The sequence below is a fragment of the Singulisphaera rosea genome (genome assembly GCF_054877945.1).
Genome location: NZ_JBTYIP020000039.1, coordinates 20,375 through 42,315, shown reverse-complemented (window position 1 = coordinate 42,315; position 21,941 = coordinate 20,375). Strand labels below are relative to the sequence as shown.

The following is a 21,941-nucleotide window of genomic DNA, read 5'->3' as shown; positions in this document are numbered from 1 at the left end:
AAGGCACAAAGGCACAAAGAAGAAAGAAAAGAAATGATTTTCCATCTTCAAAACCTTAGTGACTTTGTGCCTTTGTGGTGAGTCTTCTCCCCGACTTGTTTCGAAGCGAGATCATGCAACAGGGTGAGCGGGTGGCGATCGTCGGGCTCGGGGGGATCTTCCCCGGCGCACCCGATCCGGGGCGGTTTTGGGCCAACGTGGCGAAGGGGGTCGACTCCACGCGCGAGGTGCCCGCGGGGCGTTGGCTGCTCGACGTGGCCGATGCCTATGACCCAGCGGTGGCGGCCGCCGACCGGGTTTACTCCACGCGCGGGGGGTTCATCGAGGGGTTCACGCTGGACCCTGAAGGCCTCGACGTCGACCCCGAGTTGCTCGCCCGGCTCGACCCGACGTTCCACCTCGCCCTCCACGCCGGCCGCCAGGCCTGGCGCGACGCGGCGACGGCGGGATTGGATCGCGCGCGTGTCGGCGTCGTCCTCGGGAACATCGTGTTGCCGACCGAAGCCTCCTCGGCCCTTGCCCGCGAGTCGCTCGGGCGGGTGTTCGAGGAACGGCTGGGGATCCGCAACGGCGAGCCTGGGGGGACCGACCCTCGCAACGCGTGCGTGGCCGGCTTGCCGGCGGGGCTCCTCGCCACGGCGCTCGGCCTCGGGGGCGGGGCCTATACGCTCGACGCCGCCTGCGCTTCGTCGCTTTACGCCCTGAGGCTCGCGTCCGACGAACTTCTTTCCGGCCGGGCCGACGCGATGCTGGCGGGGGGGCTGTCCCGGCCGGACCCGCTCTACACGCAGATGGGGTTCTCGCAGCTCCGGGCGCTCTCGGCCAGCGGCAAACCGTCTCCGTTCGACGCAAAGGGGGACGGCCTGGTCGTCGGCGAGGGGGCGGGGGTCTTCGTCCTGAAGCGGCTCGGCGACGCGATCCGGCACGGCGACCGAATCTACGCCACCATCGCGGCCGTGGGGCTCTCCAACGACGTCGACGGCGGCCTCCTGGCTCCTAGCTCCGAGGGCCAGCTCCGCGCGATGCGATCGGCATACGGGCGGGCCGGGTGGGATCCTCGGGAGGTCGACCTGATCGAGTGCCACGCGACCGGGACGCCCGTCGGCGACGCGGTCGAATTCCAGAGCCTCCGGACCCTCTGGGGCCCCGAAGGTTGGTTGCCGGGCCAATGCGCGATCGGCTCGGTGAAGTCGAATATCGGCCACGCGCTCACCGCGGCCGGCGCGGCCGGATTGCTGAAAGTCCTCTTCGCGATCGGCGCCCGCACGCTTCCTCCCACCGCGAACTTCACCACGCCCGGACCGAAGCTCGACTACGAAGGGGGCCCGTTCCGGGTCTTGGCCGAATCGCAGGACTGGCCGCCACGCGACCCCGGCCGCCCTCGACGCGCCGCCATCAGCGGGTTCGGGTTCGGCGGCATCAATGCTCACGCGCTGATTGAAGAATGGCTCCCGGGCTCATCGGACGTCGGGAGCACGAGGCAAGCCCATCTCGACGGGGCAGGGGGGGGACGGCCCGCCGTCCCGATCGCCATCGTCGGCATGTCGGCGCACTTCGGACCGTATCGCGGCCTCCGGGCGTTCCAGGAGCGGGTGCTCGGTGCCGATGACACCGTCGGCCCCTCCGAATTGAAGGACGGCTGGAGGCCCACGGACGGCGAGAGGAGCGGGATGGGGCCAGTCACGGGCCGCCCCCCTCGGCACGGCTATCCTCTCCAGGAGCTCACGCTGCGGACGGATCGGTTCCGGATCCCCCCCAAGGAGCTCGAGGAGATGCTCCCGCAGCAGTCCCTCGCGCTCGAGGTCGCCGCCGACGCGATCGCCGACGCCGGCTGGGACGAGGGCCCTAAGCTCCGCGCGGGGGTCTTCGTTGGGATCGGCCTCGACCTGAACACGACCAACTTCCACGTCCGCTGGTCGATGCTCGACAACGCCCGGCGATGGAACCAGGAGCTCGGCCTGGGCCTCTCCGGCGACGGGCTCGACCGATGGACCACGGGCCTGCGTGACGCCGTCGGCCCTGCCCTCTCGGCCAACCGGACCATGGGGGCGCTCGGCGGGATCGTCGCCAGCCGGATCGCCCGGGAATTCCGGGTCGGCGGGCCGAGTTTCACGGTCTCCGGCGAAGAGACTTCGGGGACGCGTGCGCTCGACGTCGCGGCCCAACTCCTCGGCGAAGGGGAGATCGACGAGGCGATCGTCGGCGCGGTCGACCTCGCCTGCGACCCCCGCGCCGTCGCCTGCAACGACGCGATCTACGGACGCCCCTCCGGCCGAGAGCCCGACGGCTCGCTCCCCAGCGACGGCGCGGCGGCCCTGGTCCTCAAGCGGCTCGACGACGCCGTCCGCGACGGCGACCGGATCTACGCCGTCATCCGAGGGGTCGGCGTCGCCACCGGCACCGACGACTCGGCCTATCGTGACGCCCTGAAGCGCGGACATGCCGCCTCGGGCGTCGCTCCTTCGGGCCTCGGCTACCTCGAGATCGTCGGAAGCTCTCGGCCCGACGAGGGCCGACGCGAAGCCCCGGCCCTCGCCGACTTCGCCCGAGGCTGGCCCGAAGGGTCGTCCTGTGCCCTGGGATCGGCCCGAGGCGATGTCGGCCACGCCGGCGCAGCGTCGGGACTCGCCTCGCTCATCAAGGCGGCGCTCGGGCTCCACCAGCAGATCCTCCCGCCCTTCCGGGGCACCGATGCCCCCGATCCGAGCCTCGTCGCGCCGGGCTCTCCGTTCTTCGTGCCCCGAGGGCCGCAGTTCTGGCTCCGCGACCGCGACCGAGGCCCCAGACGGGCCGGCGTCAGCTCGCTCGGCGTCGACGGCAACGCCCTCCACGTCGTGCTCGAGTCGTACGAGCCCCAGGCGTCCGCGAACACGACCGAACGGCTCCAACCCCTGGGGACTCGGGACTTCGCCCTCTTCGCGATCGAGGCGGACGACCCCGCGGGCCTCCTGCGTCGGGCCGATGAGCTCGAGGCGCTCGCCGAGCAAAACCCGAACGCGCCCGTCGAGGAGCTCGCGAGGCGTTGGTGGCGGGCCTACCCCAACGACCCCGCCCGGCAGCTCGGTCTGGGCCTGGTCGCCCGGGAGGTCGAACGCCGACCCCCCGGCGAACGAGGGCGAGACGAGGGGACGGCCCTCCTCGACCTGATCGACGAGGCCAGGCGCCGAATCAAGTCCGCCGGCGAGGGGACGGCCGCCCGTCGGCGGTCGAACGACCACCTCTTCCTGACCTCGGGCCGGCTCGAGCCCGGGGCGAGGGTGGCCTTCGTCTTCCCCGGCCTGGGGAACCATTTCGCCGGCATGGGCCGCGAGCTGTCGGCCCTCTGGCCCGAGATCCTCCGGGCCCAGGATGTCGAGTCCACCCGGCTGGGGAGCCAGCTCGCGCCGGGGAGCTACTGGAACGCCGACCCGCCCGAGGCGTTCACCGACCACCGCGCCCCGATCATCGGCCAGGTCTCGTTCGGGGCCTTCGTCGCCGACCTGCTCCGAGACTTCGGCCTCGCGCCCGAAGCGACGATCGGGTACAGCCTGGGCGAGTCGACCGCCCTGTTCGCCTTGCGGGCCTGGACCGGCCGCGACGCGATGCTCGAACGGGTCCGGACCTCGACGCTCTTCCGCACCGACCTGGCCGGCCCCTGCGAGGCCGCCCGACGCGCCTGGGGGCTCGCCCCGGGCGAGGCCGCCGACTGGGTCGCCGGGATCGTCCCGAACACCGCCGAGGCGGTCCGCGCCGCCCTCGCCGGGAAGGACCGGGCCTATCTCCTGATCGTCAACACCCCGCGCGAGGCCGTCATCGGCGGCGATCGGGCCGAGGTCTACCGCGTCTCCCGCGCCCTGGGCGGCCGGTTCTTCCCGCTCCCCCTGGTTAGCACGATCCACTGCTCGGTCGTCCGCCAGGTCGAGCCGGAATACCGCGCCCTGCACCTGCTCGAGACGACGCCTCCCCCCGGCATCCGGTTCTACAGCGGGGCTTCGGGGGAGAGCGAGGTCCCCGACCGCGAGTCGGCCGCCGACGCGATCGTCGCCCACGCCGTCCTCGGGATCGACTTCCCGAACGTCATCGAGCAGGCCTATGCCGACGGCATCCGCGCGTTCGTGGAAGTCGGCCCCGGCGGCTCGTGCTCCCGGATGATCGGCAAGATCCTCGGCGAACGGCCCCACCTCGCCCGGCCGGCCTGCGTCGCCGGCCTCGACCCGCTCGCCACGATCCTCGGCCTGCTCGCGAGCCTGGTCGCCGAACGCGTCCCCGTCGACCTCTCGGGCCTCTACGGCCGAGAGACGCTGGCGACGGGCCACCGGGCCTTGCCAGGGCCCGAGACAACGTCGCAAGGCCCGTCCAGGCGACTCCTCCGCATCAAGGTGGGTGCCCGGTCGACACGGATCCCTCGGCCCCTCAAGACAACGCCTCCGCTTTCGATCCACCCCGAAGGGCCCCCGGCGCCGGGAGGCATCCCCAGGCCCGCCCCAGCCCCAGCCCCAGGACCGGCCTTCGTGCCCTCGGCCCCAACATCCTACCGACCGGTCGCGGAGCCCGTCGCCTCGCCCGATCGCCAACAGGTGCCCCTTGCCGTGCCCAACCTCCTCGCCGAGCCCGAACCCCTGACACACCAGCTCCTGGCCACCGAGACCGCCAAGGCCGAAGCGCACGAGGCCTTCCTCCGGGTCTCGGGCCACATCGGCCAGACCCTGTCCAACCAGCTCTCGTTCCAGATGGCGCTCATCGAGGCGCTGATGGCCGAACCTTCGGGGACGATCGGCTTCCCCGCCGAGGCCCGCAGTGCCAACGGAGTTCAGGCCGTCGTCGACGAGTCCGAGGGGCCGAGCCCTCGCGTGTCGTTGCGGCCGGACGGACCTCGCCCGGCCCTGGACCGCGACCAGTGCCTCGAGTTCGCCGTCGGCTCGATCGCCGCGGTGCTCGGCGCCGAGTTCGCCCCCATCGACGCGCACCCGACCCGCGTCCGGCTCCCCGACGAGCCGTTGATGCTCGTGGACCGGATCCTCGAGATCGAGGGAGAACCTCGATCGATGGGAGGCGGGCGGGTCGTCACCGAGCACGACGTCCTCCCGGGCGCGTGGTACCTCGACGGCGGGCGGATCCCGACGTGCATCGCCGTCGAGTCGGGGCAGGCCGACCTGTTCCTCTCCGGCTACCTCGGCATCGACTTCATCACCAAGGGGCTCGCGGTCTACCGGCTCCTCGACGCCGTCGTGACCTTCCACCGCGAGCTGCCCGGCCCCGGCGAGGTCATCCGCTACGACATCCACATCGACCACTTCTTCCGCCAGGGGGAGACGTACCTCTTCCGCTTCCACTTCGAGGCGACCGTCGCCGGCGCCCCCTTGATGTCGATGAAGGACGGCTGCGCCGGCTTCTTCTCCGCCGAGGCGCTCGCCGCGGGGCAGGGGATCGTCGCCCCGAGGATCGAGCGGCAGTCGAAGGTCGGCGGCCGCCCGGACGACTGGCAAGACCTCGTCCCGCTCCGGCCCGAGTCTTATGACGACCGGCAAGTCGACGCCCTGAGGCGCGGGGACCTGGCCTCGGCGTTCGGGCCGATGTTCGCGGGGCTCCCGCTCGCCTCCCCGACGCGATTGCCGGGGGGCCGCATGACCCTCGTGCATCGCGTCCTCGGCCTCGAGCCGGCCGGCGGCCGCTTCGGGCTCGGCCTGATCCGCGCCGAGGCCGACATCCGCCCCAGCGACTGGTTCATGACCTGCCACTTCGTCGACGACCGCGTGATGCCCGGCACGCTCATGTTCGAGTGCTGCCTGCACACGCTCCGGATCTTCCTCATGCGGATGGGGTGGATCGGCGAGCACGACGAGGTCTCCTGCGACCCCGTCCCGGGCATCGCCAGCCGCCTGAAGTGCCGCGGTCAGGTCATCGAGTCGACGAAGGTGGTCACCTACGAGGTCTCGATCAAGGAGCTGGGTTATCGCCCCGAGCCCTACGCAGTCGTCGACGCGTTGATGTACGCAGACGGCAAGCCGATCGTCGAGATCACCGACATGTCGCTCCGCATGAGCGGCCTCTCGCTCGACACGCTCAAACGACTCTGGGCCCACCGTACTCCTTCGCTCGAGCCCGCCCCTTCGCCGGCTCCGGTCGACGAGCCCGCCGCCTTGTACGACGAGGCTCGGATCCTCGCGTTCGCGGTCGGCAAGCCGTCCGAGGCGTTCGGCGAGCCGTACCGGGTCTTCGACTCGGAGCGGGTGATCGCCCGGCTCCCCGGCCCTCCGTTCCAGTTCCTGAGCCGGATCACGGCGATCGAAGCCGAGCCCTGGAAGATGGTCGCCGGCGGCGTGATCGAGGCGAGGTACGACATCCCTCCCCTCGACTGGTACTTCGACGCCGAGCGAAGCAGGCGGATGCCCTTCGCCGTGCTGCTGGAGGCGGCCCTCCAGCCTTGCGGGTGGCTCGCCGCCTACATCGGCTCGGCCCTGACGAGCGACGTCGACCTCAAGTTCCGCAACCTCGGCGGCTCGGCCGTCCAGCTCGAGGAGATCACGCCGGAGACCGGCACGCTGGTCACGGACGTCCGCATCACCAAGGTTTCTCGCTCCGGCGGCATGGTCATCCAGAACTACGAGTTCGAGGTCCGCGCCGGGGGCCGGATGGTCTATCGGGGCGACACCTATTTCGGGTTCTTCCGCGCCGAGGCCCTGGCAGAGCAGATCGGGCTCCGCGACGCGGCCCTGTATCGACCCACCGAAGCCGAGCAGGCCCGGGCCCGGACGCTCGACTATCCCCGGACGCCGCCGTTCCCAGACGAGCGTCTTCGGATGATCGACCGGATCGACGTGTACCTCCCCGACGGCGGCCCGAAGGGGCTCGGCTTCATCCAGGGGTCGCAGGACGTCGACGACGCCGCCTGGTACTTCAAGGCCCACTTCCACCAGGACCCGGTCTGCCCCGGCTCGCTCGGCCTGGAGTCGTTCCTGCAATTGCTCAAGTTCGTCGCCGCCGAGCGCTGGGGCCTCGTCGATGATCCGTCGGCCGCGTTCGAGTCGGTCGCCCTGGGAGACACCCACCGCTGGACCTACCGAGGCCAGGTCCTGCCGACCGCCGGCCGGGTCGTCGTGCAGGCGACGATCACCGAGGTCGACGACCGCCGACGTTGGCTCAAGGCCGACGGATTCCTGACCGTCGACGGGCGGACGATCTTCCAGATGAACGACTTCACGATCAAGATCGCCTGACCGGGCCGACCGGCATTCCCCCTGCGGGCCGGCGAAGGGTCGCCGTTGGTCTATCCTCCGCCGCCCCGGCAAAGCTAAGATCTTCCCCTCGGAATCGACACGGAATCCCCAAACGGCCTCGATCCGGCGTCGTCGGACGCCCCACGGCGGAGACTCGATGAGATACTCGCGGGTTTATATCGACGCCATCGGCTACGAGCTGCCGCCGGTGGTGGTGACGTCGGCCGAGATCGAGGCGCGGCTCCAGGGCTTCTATCAGGCCTTGCGCATCCCCGAAGGGCAGCTCGAGGCCCTGACCGGGATCGTCGAGCGGCGGTGGTGGGACGAAGGCTACCACGTCTCCGAGGGGGCGGTCGCGGCCGCACGACGGGCGTTGGCGACCTCGAACGTGCAGCCCGAAGACATCGGCGTCATGATCTACGCGGGCGTCTGCCGCGAGCTGTTCGAGCCGGCCACGGCCTGCCGGGTTGCCGCCGAAGTGGGGGTCGGCGAGAGCGCGGCGGTTTATGACGTCAGCAACGCCTGCCTGGGCGTCCTCAACGGCATGATCGACATCGCCAACCGGATCGAGCTCGGGCAGATCCGGGCGGGCATGGTCGTCTCGTGCGAGACCGCCCGCGAGATCAACGACATCCAGATCGAGCGGATGCTCGCGACCGGGTCGATGGAGACGTTCAAGGAGTCTCTCGCCACGCTCACCGGCGGCTCGGGCGCGGTCGCGATGCTCCTGACCGACGGGTCGTTCTCCGAGTCGAAACGGCGCCGGCTCCTCGGCGGCGTGACCCACACCGCCCCCCAGTTCCACGCCCTCTGCCGATGGGGGGTCGAGGCGATCCGCCCGTTCGGGTTCCACCAGTTCATGACGACGGACTCGATCGCCGTGCTCAAGCACGGCGTCGAGCTCGGCACGAGGACCTGGGCGGCCTTCCTCCGCAAGCTCGGCTGGATGAAGGACCAGATCGACAAGGTCATCTGCCACCAGGTCGGCTCCGGCCACCGCGACACGATCCTCAGGACGCTCGGCATCGACGAGGCCAAGGAGTTCTCGACCTACCCGTACCTCGGCAACATCGGCACCGTCTCCCTCCCCCTCACCGCCGCGCTCGCCGAGGATCGCGACTTCCTCAAGCCCGGCGACCGCGTCGCCTTCCTCGGGATCGGCAGCGGGCTCAACTGCCTGATGCTCGGCCTCGAGTGGTGATCGCGACACGGAAATACTATCAACAGATGAACGCAGATGAACGCAGACGAGAAACAAATAAAGTTTTTTAAATTTTATCTGCGTTCATCTGCACCACCTGTTGATCGATCCCTCTCCGAACCAGGTATCGCCCGAGACCACGAATGAGCGACGGTTTTGACGATTTCCGGCGGGCCCATCCCGGGCGAGACCTCGACCTCGACGGCCTGCGCTACCACTATCTCGACGAGGGGCAGGGCGAACCGGTCGTCATGGTCCACGGCAACCCGTCGTGGTCGTACTATTACCGAAAGCTCGTCGAGGCTCTCTCGGGTTCGGGCTCATACCGGACGATCGTCCCCGACCACATCGGCTGCGGGCTCTCGGACAAGCCCGACGACTCGCGGTACGGCTACACGCTCGAGCGCCGGGTCGGCGACCTCGAGGCGTTGCTGGATCATTTGGGGGTCGACCGCGGGATCACCCTGGTCGTCCACGACTGGGGCGGGATGATCGGCATGACCTACGCCGCGAGGCATCCCGAGCGGATCGCCCGGCTGGTCGTGCTGAATACGGCCGCGTTCCACCTACCGCCGACAAAGCCGTTCCCCTGGCCCCTGTGGCTCTGCCGCGACACCCCCCTCGGCGCCTGGTTCGTCCGGGGCCTGAACGCCTTCTGCCGAGGGACCGCCCACATCGGCTGCAAGCACCACCCGATGCCGGCCGAGGTCCGCTCGGCGTATCTCGCCCCCTATGACTCCTGGGCCAATCGGATCGCCATCCACCGCTTCGTCCAGGACATCCCACTCAAGCCCGGCGACCGCAACTTCGACCTCGTCACCGACGTCCAAAACCGCCTCGCAAACCTCGCCGACGTCCCCATGTTCATCGGCTGGGGCCTCAAAGACTTCGTCTTCGACCGCCACTTCCTCGACGAATGGACCCGCCGCTTCCCCAACGCCGAAGTCCATCGATACCCCAAGGCCGGACACTACATCCTCGAAGACGAACGCGAGGAACTGATTCCCCTGATTGGCTCCTTCTTGACGGCTCATCCGATCGGGAAGATTTTCAGCCACGGATTGAACACGGATTGAACACGGATTGAACACGGATTGAACACGGATGGAATACGGATGGAATACCAAGATGGACAATCAACAGATGACGCGGACGAACACGGATAAATCAAGATTTTAAAAAATTTAAAGATAAAAATCTGATTTTGTTTCTATTTTTCAATCTGCGATCATCTGCGTCATCTGTTGATCATAATTTTCCCGTCCGTGTTCAATCCGTGTTCAATCCGTGGCTAAAAAATCTTCCAATCCGTGGCTAAATCCGACTTAATCCCCGAGGCTCCCGTGCCAACCAATATCGCCGCCCCGCTACGAGAGGTCGCCGAGGGGCGGCCGTATGCGATGGCGGTGGCTTGTCCCTCGGGCGAAGACCGTGCGGGGCGGGCGAGGTATACGCACTGGACGTTCCGGCAGCTTGATCGAGAGAGCGACGCGATCGCGCGAGGATTGGCCACGATCGGCGTCGGCCGAGGGGTCCGCACGGTCTTGATGGTCAAGCCGAGCCTCGAGTTCTTCGCCCTGACGTTCGCCCTGTTCAAAGCCGGCGCGGTGCCCGTGCTGGTGGACCCCGGGATCGGCCTCAAAAACCTCGGGACATGCCTGGCGGAGGCGGCGCCCGAAGCCTTCATCGGGATCCGCAAGGCCCAACTCGCCAGGCGAGTCCTGGGCTGGGGCCGCGCGACGATCCGGACATCCGTGACGGTAGGATCGGGTCGGCTGGGGCGGACGCGGGGCACGATCGCGCTCGAGGACCTTCTCCGGGAGGATCCCGCAACGTCCGAGCCCTTCCCGATCGCCGAGACGCAGGCCGACGAGACCGCGGCGATCCTCTTCACCAGCGGCAGCACGGGCGTCCCCAAAGGGGTGGTCTACACCCACAAGATCTTCATGACCCAGGTCGCGATGCTCCGCGACCTCTACGGTATCGAGCCGGGCGAGATCGACCTCTGCACGTTCCCCCTCTTCGCCCTCTTCGGCCCGGCGCTCGGGATGACGTCGATCATCCCGGAGATGGACGCGACCCGCCCCGCCTCGGTCGACCCGGCCAAGATCCTCGGCCCGATCGAGTCGTTCGGCGTGACGAACATGTTCGGCTCGCCCGCCTTGATCCGACGGGTCGGGGAGCACGGGACCAAAATCGGTGCCACCCTGCCGACACTCCGGCGCGTGATCTCGGCCGGGGCCCCGGTCCCGGCCCGTGTCCTCGACATGTTCTCGGCCATGCTTGGCGCCGGAGCCCAGATCTTCACCCCCTACGGCGCCACCGAGTCGCTCCCCGTCTGCTCGATCGGCAGCGCCGAGATTTTGGGCGAGACCCGACACGCCACCGACCAGGGGGCCGGGGTCTGCGTCGGGCGGCCCGTCGACGGGATCACCGTCAAGATCATCCGGATCAGCGACGACCCGATCCCGACCTGGTCCGACGACCTCCTCGTCCCCGACGGCGAGATCGGCGAGATCGCCGTCCAAGGGCCGGTCGTCACCCGCGAATACTTCCACCGGCCGGAATCGACGGCCCTGGCCAAAATAGCCGACCTGGGAGAGGGGCAGGGGGGCTTCTACCACCGGATGGGCGACCTTGGGTACCGTGACCCGAGCGGCCGGATCTGGTTCTGCGGGCGCAAGTCGCATCGTGTGGTCACACCGGAAACCACCCTGTTCACCATCCCCTGCGAGGCCGTCTTCAACACGCACCCGGCCGTCTCGCGCACCGCACTGGTCGGCGTCGGGGCGCCGTCGCGAAAGAGGCCGATACTCTGCGTCGAGCTGAACCGTGCCGAGCCCGGTTCACAGGAAGCCCGAGCCCCCCTCGCCCGGATTCGCGACGAACTGCTCGAGGTCGGTGCGCGGTTCCCGCACACCCGAGGGATCACGACGATCCTGTTCCACCCGGCCTTCCCGGTCGACATCCGCCACAACGCCAAGATCTTCCGCGAGAAGCTCACCGTCTGGGCGGCGAAGAGGGTCCGATGAAGATGAAGGCGCTCGTGACCGGCGGCGGCGGGTTCCTGGGAAGGGCGATCGTCCGGCTCTTGCTCGCCCGGGGCGACGCCGTCCGGACCCTGGCCCGCGGCGACTACCCCGAGCTCCGCGCCCTCGGGGCCGAGCCGATCCGCGGCGACCTCGCCGACCCCTCGGCCGTCTCCCACGCCGTCGAGGGCTGCGACGCCGTCTTCCACGTCGCGGCCAAGGCCGGGATCTGGGGACGGTACGACGACTACTACCGCAGCAACGTCGAAGGGACCCGCCACGTCCTCGACGCCTGCCGCACTCAGGGCGTCCGCCGCCTCATCTACACGAGCTCGCCCAGCGTCGTCTTCGACGGCAAGGACATGCAGGGGGTGGATGAATCCGTCCCCTATGCATCCCACTTCGAATCCTTCTACCCCCAGACCAAGGCCGAGGCCGAACGCCTCGTCCTCGCCGCCAACGACGAATCCCTCTCCACGACGGCCCTCCGCCCCCACCTGATCTGGGGGCCTGGTGACAACCACCTGATCCCCCGGATCATCGCCAAGGCGAAGTCTGGCAGGCTCCGGCGCATCGGTCGCCACGACCACCTGGTCGACACCATCTACGTCGACAACGCCGCCGAAGCCCACCTCCTCGCCGCCGACCACCTCGCCCCCGGCTCCCCGGTCGCGGGCAAGGCCTACTTCCTCTCCCAAGGTGAGCCCGTCCCCCTCTGGGACCTCGTCAACCGGATCCTCCACTCAGCCGGCGTCCCGCCGATCACCCGGAGCGTCTCCCCCCGCGTTGCGCTCCTGGCCGGGACGATCCTCGAGGGTTTCTACCGCACGTTTCGCCTCCCCGGCGAGCCCCCGATGACCCGCTTCCTCGCCCACCAGCTCTCGACCGCCCACTGGTTCAACATCGAGGCCGCCCGCCGCGACTTCGGCTACCGCCCCAGCGTCTCCATCGACGAAGGACTGCGACGCCTGGAGCAGTCGTTCAAGTCTTGAGAAAAGACAACGGGATGTTGGTTCCAGGATCGTGTTCGGGACGGTATCCTGGCCGTATTCGGAGTGCGTCGAGGGGCAGAGGGCGAAACTTCGAAACCGCCCACGTCATAGTCGACGGGGATCGCCCCATCGCCCTGTGACGACGAAAGCCAAGCGACCCGCTCAGGCCTCGGCAACTCCAGGGACCACATCCATGTCCATCCACTTCGAGGATGACCCGGAATTCCACGAGATCCCCTCGAAGCCGAGCTCGGGCCGAGGCCCTTCGATCGCAAGGATCCTCGCGATCGGAGCCGCTATCCTCATCCTGATCGCGCTGCTCCTACCGGCCAACCGAGTTTCACGGGGTGCCGCTCGTCGGATTCAATGCATGAATAACCTGAAGCAGATCGCCCTGGCATTGCAAGGGTATGAGCAGATCTACAAAGCCTTGCCTCCTGCATACACCGTGGACGCGAACGGACGCCCGCTGCACAGTTGGCGCACGCTGATCCTCCCTTATCTCGACGCAACAGAGCTCTACCAGTCGATCGACCTCACGAAGCCCTGGAACGACCCGGCCAACGCCAAGGCGTTCGAATCCGCGGTTTCCGTATACCATTGCCCCGAGTCGAGAGGCCCTCACAATACGACGACCTATCTGGCAAGCACGGGCCCGAACGGCTGTCTCTCGCCGGGGAAGCCACGCCCCCTTGCTGAGATTACGGATCCCCACAGGTCGACGCTCATGGTGATCGAAGCCGGGGAGGAAAACGTGATCCCCTGGATGGCTCCGGTGGATGCGGACGACAGTCTCGTGTTGAGCCTTGGGCCGACGACCAAGCTCCATCACCCCGGAATCACCAACGCCTGTTTCGTCGACGGCCATGTACGGTCCTTGAAGGTCGACACCCCGCCCCGAGAACGTCGAGCGTTGGTCTCGATCGCCGGAAACGACAACGAATCCTTCAGCGAATGGTGAGCGGCTCGGGCAAGTAGCCAAAGCGCCACGCCCGTTGCCGCAACCTTGTTGACGCCCTCCGATCTCCCGGACCCGACGGCGACCCGGCGGTCACAGGCCGGCCTTCGACACCACACGGGCTTGAGCATCCTTACCCCTCACCCGGTTCATCGTTCGCTCACGCCACTCGAAGACCGCGAGGGGCACCAGCCAACTGATCCAGGTCGCCAGGGCGTCGAGCCAAAAGGCGCCCATCCCCGTGACGATCGCCAGCCCTCCGATCAGCCTGAGCACGACGGTCGAGCCAAGGAGCAGATAACATCGCCACATCCAACGGCGATGTTCCTCGAACCGCCGCGCCACGGCCGACCTCGCGCCGAGCATGACACAGATTGCGGTCGCGATCGCCAAGGTCGCCAACCCGACCGCCGCGACGGGACCTGCCGCGGCATGATAGGCCATCCAGAGCCCGCTGGGCGTCACGAAGATCAGCACGCACGCGACCTGGACCCTTCCCAGGTAACGATGCCACCTCGGAAACCGAACGCGAGACACCTCACTGACCAGGAACAACCCCAGGATCAGCGAGACCGGACCGGAGAGGATGTGCGTGTAGAACGCCCATCGATAAGGTCCCCAGAAATGGCCTTCCCGCCCGTGGAGGAAGTCGGAACTGAAATCCGGAGGGAAGTACAGGCGATACCCGAGGACGATCCCCGCGGTCACCTTGAGGACCAGGATCCCTGCCAGGAGGGCCAGGAAGCGCACAAGTACACTTGGACGATGTGGACGCATCTCAAACGCATCAACCTCGCTAACGCAATGTCCGCGAGTCTCGCCGCCTGGACGGATCGCAAGGCCATATTTGGATTATTCACCACAAAGTCACCAGGGCACAGATGAGGAATACTCAAGAGAACGAATCCTCTTCGGACCTTCTCTTTTATTCCTTCGTGTCTTCGTGCCTTTGTGGTGAATCTCCAACCCAGTCGACCCGACGGATTATCGCACGTAGATCGGATTCGAGTAGACCCAGGGCCGCAACTCGCCATCCAACTCGAGCCAACCCTCGACGCGATAGACGCCCGGCCCGGCGAGGGGGTGGTCCAGGCGGTCGCCGGTGACGTCCGCGACGACGTCTCCGTGGTTCAACAGGCGAATGCGGCACGAGACGGGGAACTGCGCCACGAGCTTGCCACCCGGCGAGAACGGGACCTCGTCTCCCATCCGTGCCCGGAGCTCGGCCGGGGTGGGCTGGTCGGACGAAGAGGATGAGGCGAGGCCGAACCGGAAGCCGGTGGGGTCGCAGATCCAGTCGTGGCTGACATAGGCGTGGCCTTCGCGGAGGGCGGCCCGGATGGCGTCCTCGGTCAGCTCGGGGGCGAGGACGTGGGTGCTGACGTCCTGGAACGACCGGTGATAGGGGTCGAGGTCCAGGCGAACCAGGATGTCGCCGGGCTTGCGGTCCTTGGTGAGCTCGCGGATGCCCGGGCGGAGTTTGGCGGAGACGGTGCGCATCTGGTCGTCGCGGTCGACGTTCGTCCCGATCCGGACCGTCTCGGCGTCGACCATCTTCACGAGCAGGATGTAGTTGTGGTGGCAATCGTTGGCGGCCACCCCGGTGAGGCGCCGGGTCTTGGTCTCGGCGTCCCACTTGGCGAGGTAGTCGTCCAGACGCGTCACCTGCGCGCCGAGGAGCTCGTCGGGGTAGAGCCGCAGACCTTCCTCGAGCTCCTTGACCGTCGCGGGGGCGGTGAGCTTGACCATGAGCGCGAGGAGGCCGGCCGAGTCCTTCTTGGCGTCGGCGTGGCGGTTGTAGATCTCCATACCCGTGAGGCCGGTCATCGGGTGCTCGGGGCGTTCCTCGATGTGCGAGAGGAAGATCAGGCCGCCGTCGGCGCGGACGGTCTCGATGAACGCCGGGTTGGGCTCGTCCATCTTGTCCATGATCGAATGGGTGGGATAGATCAGGAACCCTCGGGCCTCGGAGCCGGGGACGAAGAGGACGCCCTCGCGCAGGCCTCGCCAACTGTCGCGGATGAAGTCGGTGGGCGGGCGGTGGTGGTTGGTCAGCAGGATCGCGTCGACGCCGACCTTCTTCGCGTCGGCCAGCATCTCGGGGCGGGTCCCGCCCGTATGGGCGGAGTCCTCGGCGTGCGCGTGGAGGATCGCCCGGTAGTCGGACAGGCCGGGCAGGAGGGGCATCGGCTTCCGGCCCTTCCGGATCCGCTCCGCGTCCTCATGGGCCGCCTTGAGTCGGGGCAACGTCATCCGCACGGTCGGCGAATACTTCGGGCGAGGCGCCTCGCGATCCAAGGCCGTCGCGGGGCCCGCCGCAACCAGCCACGCCAGGGCCGCGAGGATTCCTCGCCACAGTTGAAGGGAAACGCCAGGGAGAGTCGGCTCGGCCATCGTTGCAGTCCGTCAGGGGATGAAAATTCAGGAGGCTCGCCCTGCAGCGAGCCGACGCATCATACCACTGAGCAGGCCAAGGCCGAGCCCGTTCGTTATGTTTCTCGACCAACCTAATTAATTTCGTTTTATTTATATCATTATTCAATAACTCATAACAAAAATCGTAACATCTGGGTGGCCGGGGCGTCGCTGCGCTCCGACCCGGCCACCCCTTGCTATTCGCACTTCGACTTCGAGGGTTGAGAGCGTGCCGACGACCGAGCGCGAGGCCATCGACTATCGTCCACACCTCAGCGGCGTCCAGCCTTGCTCGTCGGGGGAGTCTTGCCCGAGCACGAGGGGCAGATGAGCTTCCCCTGGCGGTTGACTTCGAAGGCGAACGTCGGGTGGTGGCAAGTCGGGCAGGGGATGGCTTCGAGCGTATCGAGGAGGGGATCCCAGACGCATTCGATGGGGTTGGAGGACGGCGATGGGGCGGTCGACGTCAGGGTACATCGCACGAGCAGCTTCGGCTGGTGGATGACCAGGAGGCTGATCAGGCGCAGGCGGACCTCGAGGCGACTCTTCCGGCGGAGTTCGTCGCAGCGGATTTGCTCTTCGCGATGGAGGGTCTCGCGCCTGCCGTCGAACCTCGCGAGGTCTTCGTTGCGGGCCTTGGCGCGGGTGGCCTGCTCGTCGACCTCGGAGCGGAGGTCGGCGTAGTAGCGGGCCATCCGCTCGACCTGGCGGTCGGTCCGCTCGCGGAGCTCGCGGCTCCTCGTGTTCGCCAGGGCGGCGAGGGTGCGGACCACACGGTCTCGGGCGATCGGATAGGACGACGCCAGGCCGCCGTGGCGTACCTCCGGCAAAGGGGCCCAGGGTACTTCGGCGAGGTGGGGGCGGTCGAGCAAGGTCTCGAGGTGACGCACCTGCCGACCGTAGTGGAGGTCGACGGCGGTGGTCAGCAATTCCTGCTCCTTCTGGTCGCTGACGAACGTGGCCTCGAACCAGTAGGCGGCCTGGGGGAAGTGCAGGGGACGGATGCGATCGACCTTCAGGGTCAGGGTCGAGGGGAGCGTCAAGGCGCGTCGGACGCGCCCCTCCAGCCCTTGGGGCGCGAGGTTCGCGCCCACGAGGTAGAGCTCGACGTGACGCCCTCGCGTGATCGCGTCGGTGAGGAGTTGATTGACGAGCGGCGTCCCGTAGCTGGCGAGTTGGGCGCCGGGGTGCTCGGGGATCGCCTCCGGGTCGAAGGCGACGCGTACGACCTCGGGCTCCTCGGAAGGGCTCGAGGGGGGGAGCATGAGGTCGTAGACCTGGGGCTCGACCTCATCCCACATCCCCCCGGTGACGTCGGCGTAGTCCCGGAGGAAATCCTCCAGGGGCGACTGGGCCTCGGAAGTGGGCTGGTCGTCGATCACCATCGCGTCGTGGCCCTCGGGGCGTGGGGCCGGGCCGGAGGCCGCCCGGCCCGGCGGAGTTCACTGGTCGGGAGCAAACCGGTTGCCGAAGAGCTTGTCGTCGTGGGTCCGCTGCTGGAGATAGGCCTGCTTGGCGTCGAGGAGACGGTCGCCGAGCTCATCGATCCGCTTGGCGAAGTCGTCCGTGTCCTCGGATTCGGCCCAGAGGTCGGTCACCATGTCCTGGAACTCGCGGTCGTCCTCGAGGTTGCCGAGGATCATGTCGATCTCGCCGATGACGAGCTCGAACATGTTGAGCTTGGCCTCGAGGAGGTGGAGTACCGAGGCCTCGACGGTCCCCGCGGCGACGAGGTTGAAGACGTGAACATCTCGGGTCTGGCCGATCCGACTCAAGCGGCCGATCCGCTGCTCGATCTTCATCGGGTTCCAGGGGAGGTCGAAGTTGCAGATGGCGTGGGCGAACTGGAGGTTCCGCCCCTCGCTGCCGGCCTCGGTGCAGAGCAGGAGCCGCGCGGGGCCCCGGAACCGCGTGATCGCCGCCTCTTTCTCGAGGCGGGAGAGGCCGCCGTGGAAGACCGCGACGTCGTGCCCAGCCCCCGCGAGGCGCCTTCGGAGCATCTCCTGCGTCGCGAGGAACTGGGTGAAGACGACCATCTTATCAGGAAATTCTGAGACGAGCCGGAGCAAGAAGTCGACCTTCGTGCTCTCCGACAACGCGGCCGCCCGGTCGGCGAGGGACTGGAGATGCTTGCGGTCGTCCCCGGCGAGCTTGGGATTCTCGGCGATCTTGCGGAGCGTCCCCGACGCCGCCTGGCTCGAGCTCCCCAGGGCCATCTGGAGCGAGACCAGGGCCATCCGGTTCAACGGCCCCGACTCCTTGGCCGAGCGGAGCTGGCCCCGGACGAAGCTCGTCACGTCGGCGTAGAGGGCCCGCTCCTCGGCCGAGGGGAGCACCAGCTCCGTCTTCGCCCAACGCCGGGTGAACTGGAGCCCGACCGTGCTCCGGCGGTTGCGGACCATCACCTCGGCCAGTAGGCCGTGCAGCTCGTCGACGTTGCGCGGGGTGAGCTTGTCCCGGCGGTCGACGAACTGGCGCTGGAACCGCTTGGCCGTGCTCAGGAGGCCCGGCTCCAGGAGCGTGACGAGGTTGAAGAGCTCTTCCAGGTTGTTCTGGACGGGCGTCGCCGTGAGCAGGAGGATGAACTGCTTCTGGAGCTCGCTGGCGAACTTCCAGGCCTGGGTGGTCCGATTGCGGAGGTGGTGGGCCTCGTCGATGATCACCAGGTCCCAGCGCCTGGCGAGGATCGCCGAGCGGTGCGGCTCGCGCTTGGCCGTGTGGATCGAGGCGATCACGCGGTCGAACTCGCCCCAGGCCGCCGGGCCGCGCTCGCGGAAGGCGGGGTCGTCGTGGCTCGTCAGCTCGATCGAGAACTTCCGGCGCATCTCCCCCTGCCACTGCTCGATCAGCGAGGGGGGCACGAGGACGAGGACCGACCGCACGAGCCCCCGCACCACGAGCTCCGAGAGGATCAGCCCCGCCTCGATCGTCTTCCCCAGCCCGACCTCGTCGCACAAGAGCGCCCGGCCCCGGAACCGCCGCAGGACCGTCTTGGCCGTGCGGATCTGGTGCTCGAGGAGTTCGATGTCGCGCACCATCGGCAGCGCGATGAGCCGGTCGAACCCGGCGTGCGTGGCCAGGAACGCCGCCTGCTGCGCCAGGTCGAATTCCCCCAGGCTCGACGAGGAGCCGCCGACAATCACCGACCCGTCGTCCGGGTCGAAGACGACGCGGACCCCCTGTTCGGTGGTCAGCTCCGCCTCGTTCCAGCCCGGCTTCGGCTCGACGTCGAGGCGATAGCGGCCGGGCGCCTGGTACTCGAGCCAGAGCACCTCGCCGGCACGTCCGGGGACCGCACCGATCGCCGGGACCTCCAGCAGTCGGGTTGCGGAGGACGCCGCGATCTCCAGCGGACGCCCCTCTCGGTCCTCGAGCCGGTCGATCGCAAACCCCGACGGCCCGAAGACCGCGGGGAGTTTCAGGCGAGGGGAGATCCCATCCCTGGTGACCTCGAACCGGTCGCCGGGCTCCAATGACACCGTCGAATCACCCGCCTTGGATTGGCTCATCGACACATTCGCGTCCCAACCGATGGCGACCACTCTCCACGCAACTTCCAACTCTAACACGCCGTTGCCGACCCGATTCGCGGACGCTTCTCCCCTGGGAGATCACGTCGAGGCCATCTCAACACGCCGGCAAGACGCCGAATCAAGTCAACCGGCGGGGATTCTCTTGGGAATCGGGGACAAGGGTCGTCATAATCTCGGGTATTGTCTCCGGACCTCCGCCCGAACCGTCCCGAACCCTCAGGAGGGGTTGATGTCGAACCAGAGTCGCCGCAGCTTCTTGGGCCGCTCGCTCGCTACCGCGGCGTTCGCCGCCGGGACTACTCCTGGCGTCTTCTCCGGACTAGGGCAATTCGCCATCGGGGGGACCAAGTCCTCGGGACGGATCATCGGGGCCAACGACACGGTCCGCATCGGGATCGCCGGGCTCCACGGCCGGGGGATGGAGCACGTCCAGCAGTTCGCGGGCATGAAAGGGGTCGAGATCGCCTATCTGATCGACCCCGACACCAAGACCTACCTCGCCCCCCAAGCCCTCATCAAGCTCCAGACGAAAGGGGCGAACCCCTCGCCCAAGACGGTCCAGGACGTCCGCCACGCCCTCGACGACAAGGACATCGACGCGATCTCCATCGCCACGCCGAACCACTGGCACGCCTTGATGACGATCTGGGCCTGCCAGGCCGGCAAGGACGTGTACGTCGAGAAGCCGTGCAGCCACAACATCCACGAAGGCCGGGTCGCCGTCGACGCGGCGCGGAAGTATGACCGGATCGTCCAGCACGGGACGCAAGGGCGGTCGAGCGAGCAGTGGGCCCAGGTCGCCGAGCTCGTCAAGTCGGGCAAGTACGGCAAGCTCCTCGTCTCCCGAGGGCTCTGCTACAAGCCCCGCCCCAGTATCGGGAACAAGCCGATCACCAGCCCGCCGGACGGCCTCGACTTCGACATCTGGACCGGCCCCGCGCCCAAGCAACCGTTCCACGCCAACCTCGTGCATTACAACTGGCACTGGTTCTGGGACTTCGGCAACGGCGACATCGGCAACCAGGGCGTCCACGAGATGGACAAGGCACGCTGGCTGATCCCCGACGCCACCTTCCCCAAGAGCGTCATCAGCGTCGGCGGCCGGTTCGGCTACGCCGACCAGGGGGAGACCGCCAACAGCCAGGTCACCGTCTTCGACTATGGCGACACCCAGCTCATCTTCGAGGTCCGGGGCCTCGCGACCGACACCTTCCACGGCGAGAAAGTCGGAAACATCGCCCACCTCGAAGAAGGGACGATCGCGGGGAACAGCTTCTATCCCAAGGGGAATAAGAAGCCCGAACCCCTGCCCAAGGTCGAAGCCAAGCTCGGGCCGGGGAACAACCACTTCGCGAACTTCATCGAGGCCGTCCGGAGCCGGAAGTCGACCGACCTGAACGCCGACATCCTCAAGGGCCACTACTCGAGCGCCCTCTGCCACCTCGCCAACATCTCGTACCGGCTCGGAGAGACGACCCCGTTCGACTCGGCGACCAAGTGCTTCGGCGACGACAAGGAAGCGTACTGGACCCTTGCCAGGATGGAGGAGCACCTCGGCCTCGACAACGCCCTGAAGCTCGACGGCCTGACCTACCGGGTCGGCCGCAAGCTCCACTTCGACGGCAAGTCCGAGACGTTCGTCGACGCGCCCGACGCCAACAAGCTGCTGACCCGCGAGTATCGCAAGCCCTACACCGTCCCCGACACGATCGCCTGACCCGTCCGGCCGTCGAGACCCCGGCCCTCGCCTTGCCGGGGACGCACGAGCCAGGTTTCAAACATGTCTCGAAACCCGGTTTTTTCTTCAAAACCGGGTTTCTGTGACCGTCCACGACGACACCCCGTGAGGGGTTGTCGGCATCACTTGGGTCAGAAACCCGATGTTCAAGAAAACATCGGGTTTCGGGGCAGCCGCTCAACGCTCCTCGATCGGGTATCCCCCCTCCTGCCAGGCCGCGAACCCGCCGAGCAGGGGGCGGACATCCTTCCAGCCCTTCGCCAGGAGTGCCTGCGTCACCTGGCTCGACGACTCTTCGCCGGGGCCGTCGCCGTAGGCGATGAGGATGCGATCACGAGGGATTTGGTCGAGGCTCGCGTCGACCCCGTCGGCGGGGACGCGGATCGCGCCGGGGAGCTCATATTCCGAGGCCTTCCAGGCCTTCGGGCTCCGGTCGTCGAGGAAGGTGATCGGCTCGCCCCGTTCGAGCATCTCCTGGATTTGCGCCGGGGTCATCGGATTCGATTCCATCGTTCCCCCTTCGAGATGAGGGCGTTGCGACCGGCCGGAGGTGATCCCGTCACTTGGCTTCGATCTCGACGCCGTGCGACTTCGCCGCGCGCGTGATGCGACCCTTGATGGTCTCGACCTCCGCCTTCGAATACTTGGCCGCGTTGTCGGCGTGGTTGATATAGCTCCACGCCGCGCGGATGTGCTCCGGCGTGTCGATCGGGTACTTGTTGTTGACCGGGTCGGCGAACGTCACGTCGCCGTATTCGTGCTCCCCGCGTTCGGGGTTGACGTCATCACGTCGATGGATTTTGTTACTCATATCAAAACTCCCCCGAAGACCGGCGCAGTCGCGACGGGCGGCCCGGCGTTCCCGCCCAGGCCGCCCTC

At 67.6% G+C, this 21,941-nt stretch carries 13 protein-coding genes; 7 read left to right on the top strand and 6 right to left on the bottom strand.

The window, feature by feature from the left end:
* Window positions 1-113: 113 nt before the first annotated feature.
* The 6 genes from ACYOEI_RS37180 (at window position 114) to ACYOEI_RS37155 (ending at window position 13,379) form a co-directional block, all read left to right on the top strand.
* Window positions 114-7,196, top strand: coding sequence for a beta-ketoacyl synthase N-terminal-like domain-containing protein (locus ACYOEI_RS37180; protein WP_462855479.1), 7,083 nt, complete (start codon window positions 114-116; stop codon window positions 7,194-7,196).
* A gap of 157 nt (window positions 7,197-7,353) precedes the next feature.
* Window positions 7,354-8,397 carry a 3-oxoacyl-ACP synthase III gene (locus ACYOEI_RS37175; RefSeq protein ID WP_462855478.1) on the top strand — a complete coding sequence of 348 codons (1,044 nt, stop codon included), beginning with the start codon at window positions 7,354-7,356 and terminating at the stop codon, window positions 8,395-8,397.
* 143 nt (window positions 8,398-8,540) lie between these two features.
* Window positions 8,541-9,473 (top strand): alpha/beta fold hydrolase, encoded by a 933-nt coding sequence (locus tag ACYOEI_RS37170; protein WP_462855477.1) that lies wholly within the window; start codon window positions 8,541-8,543, stop codon window positions 9,471-9,473.
* 324 nt (window positions 9,474-9,797) lie between these two features.
* Window positions 9,798-11,429 carry a fatty acid CoA ligase family protein gene (locus tag ACYOEI_RS37165; protein WP_462855516.1) on the top strand — a complete coding sequence of 544 codons (1,632 nt, stop codon included), beginning with the start codon at window positions 9,798-9,800 and terminating at the stop codon, window positions 11,427-11,429.
* A 2-nt stretch (window positions 11,430-11,431) separates the two neighbouring features.
* Entirely contained in the window at window positions 11,432-12,418 is a 987-nt protein-coding gene (locus tag ACYOEI_RS37160; protein WP_462855514.1) for an NAD-dependent epimerase/dehydratase family protein, read from the top strand.
* Between the two features lie 193 nt (window positions 12,419-12,611).
* Window positions 12,612-13,379 (top strand): DUF1559 family PulG-like putative transporter, encoded by a 768-nt coding sequence (locus ACYOEI_RS37155; RefSeq protein WP_462855476.1) that lies wholly within the window; start codon window positions 12,612-12,614, stop codon window positions 13,377-13,379.
* 90 nt (window positions 13,380-13,469) lie between these two features.
* Here ACYOEI_RS37155 and ACYOEI_RS37150 read toward each other — a convergent pair whose 3' ends face one another.
* The 4 genes from ACYOEI_RS37150 to ACYOEI_RS37135 form a co-directional block, all read right to left on the bottom strand.
* Window positions 13,470-14,153 (bottom strand): DUF2306 domain-containing protein, encoded by a 684-nt coding sequence (locus tag ACYOEI_RS37150; RefSeq protein WP_462855474.1) that lies wholly within the window; start codon window positions 14,151-14,153, stop codon window positions 13,470-13,472.
* Window positions 14,154-14,360: 207 nt separating this feature from the next.
* Window positions 14,361-15,770, bottom strand: a complete 1,410-nt coding sequence (locus ACYOEI_RS37145; RefSeq protein WP_462855473.1) for a CehA/McbA family metallohydrolase domain-containing protein — start codon at window positions 15,768-15,770, stop codon at window positions 14,361-14,363.
* 293 nt (window positions 15,771-16,063) lie between these two features.
* Complete coding sequence (locus ACYOEI_RS37140; RefSeq protein ID WP_462855471.1) at window positions 16,064-17,176, bottom strand: hypothetical protein; 1,113 nt, start codon at window positions 17,174-17,176, stop codon at window positions 16,064-16,066.
* Window positions 17,177-17,233: 57 nt separating this feature from the next.
* Window positions 17,234-19,300 (bottom strand): DEAD/DEAH box helicase, encoded by a 2,067-nt coding sequence (locus tag ACYOEI_RS37135; RefSeq protein ID WP_462855470.1) that lies wholly within the window; start codon window positions 19,298-19,300, stop codon window positions 17,234-17,236.
* A gap of 253 nt (window positions 19,301-19,553) precedes the next feature.
* On the opposite strand from ACYOEI_RS37135, the gene ACYOEI_RS37130 reads away from it, so the two are divergent.
* The gene (locus tag ACYOEI_RS37130; RefSeq protein ID WP_462855469.1) at window positions 19,554-21,041 is read left to right on the top strand and encodes a Gfo/Idh/MocA family protein; all 1,488 of its coding nucleotides are present in this window, start codon (window positions 19,554-19,556) and stop codon (window positions 21,039-21,041) included.
* 198 nt (window positions 21,042-21,239) lie between these two features.
* Here the strand turns inward: ACYOEI_RS37130 and ACYOEI_RS37125 are convergent, their stop codons facing one another.
* Entirely contained in the window at window positions 21,240-21,572 is a 333-nt protein-coding gene (locus ACYOEI_RS37125; protein WP_462855468.1) for a rhodanese-like domain-containing protein, read from the bottom strand.
* Window positions 21,573-21,621: 49 nt separating this feature from the next.
* Window positions 21,622-21,873, bottom strand: coding sequence for a DUF6582 domain-containing protein (locus ACYOEI_RS37120; RefSeq protein WP_462855467.1), 252 nt, complete (start codon window positions 21,871-21,873; stop codon window positions 21,622-21,624).
* Window positions 21,874-21,941: the final 68 nt, after the last annotated feature.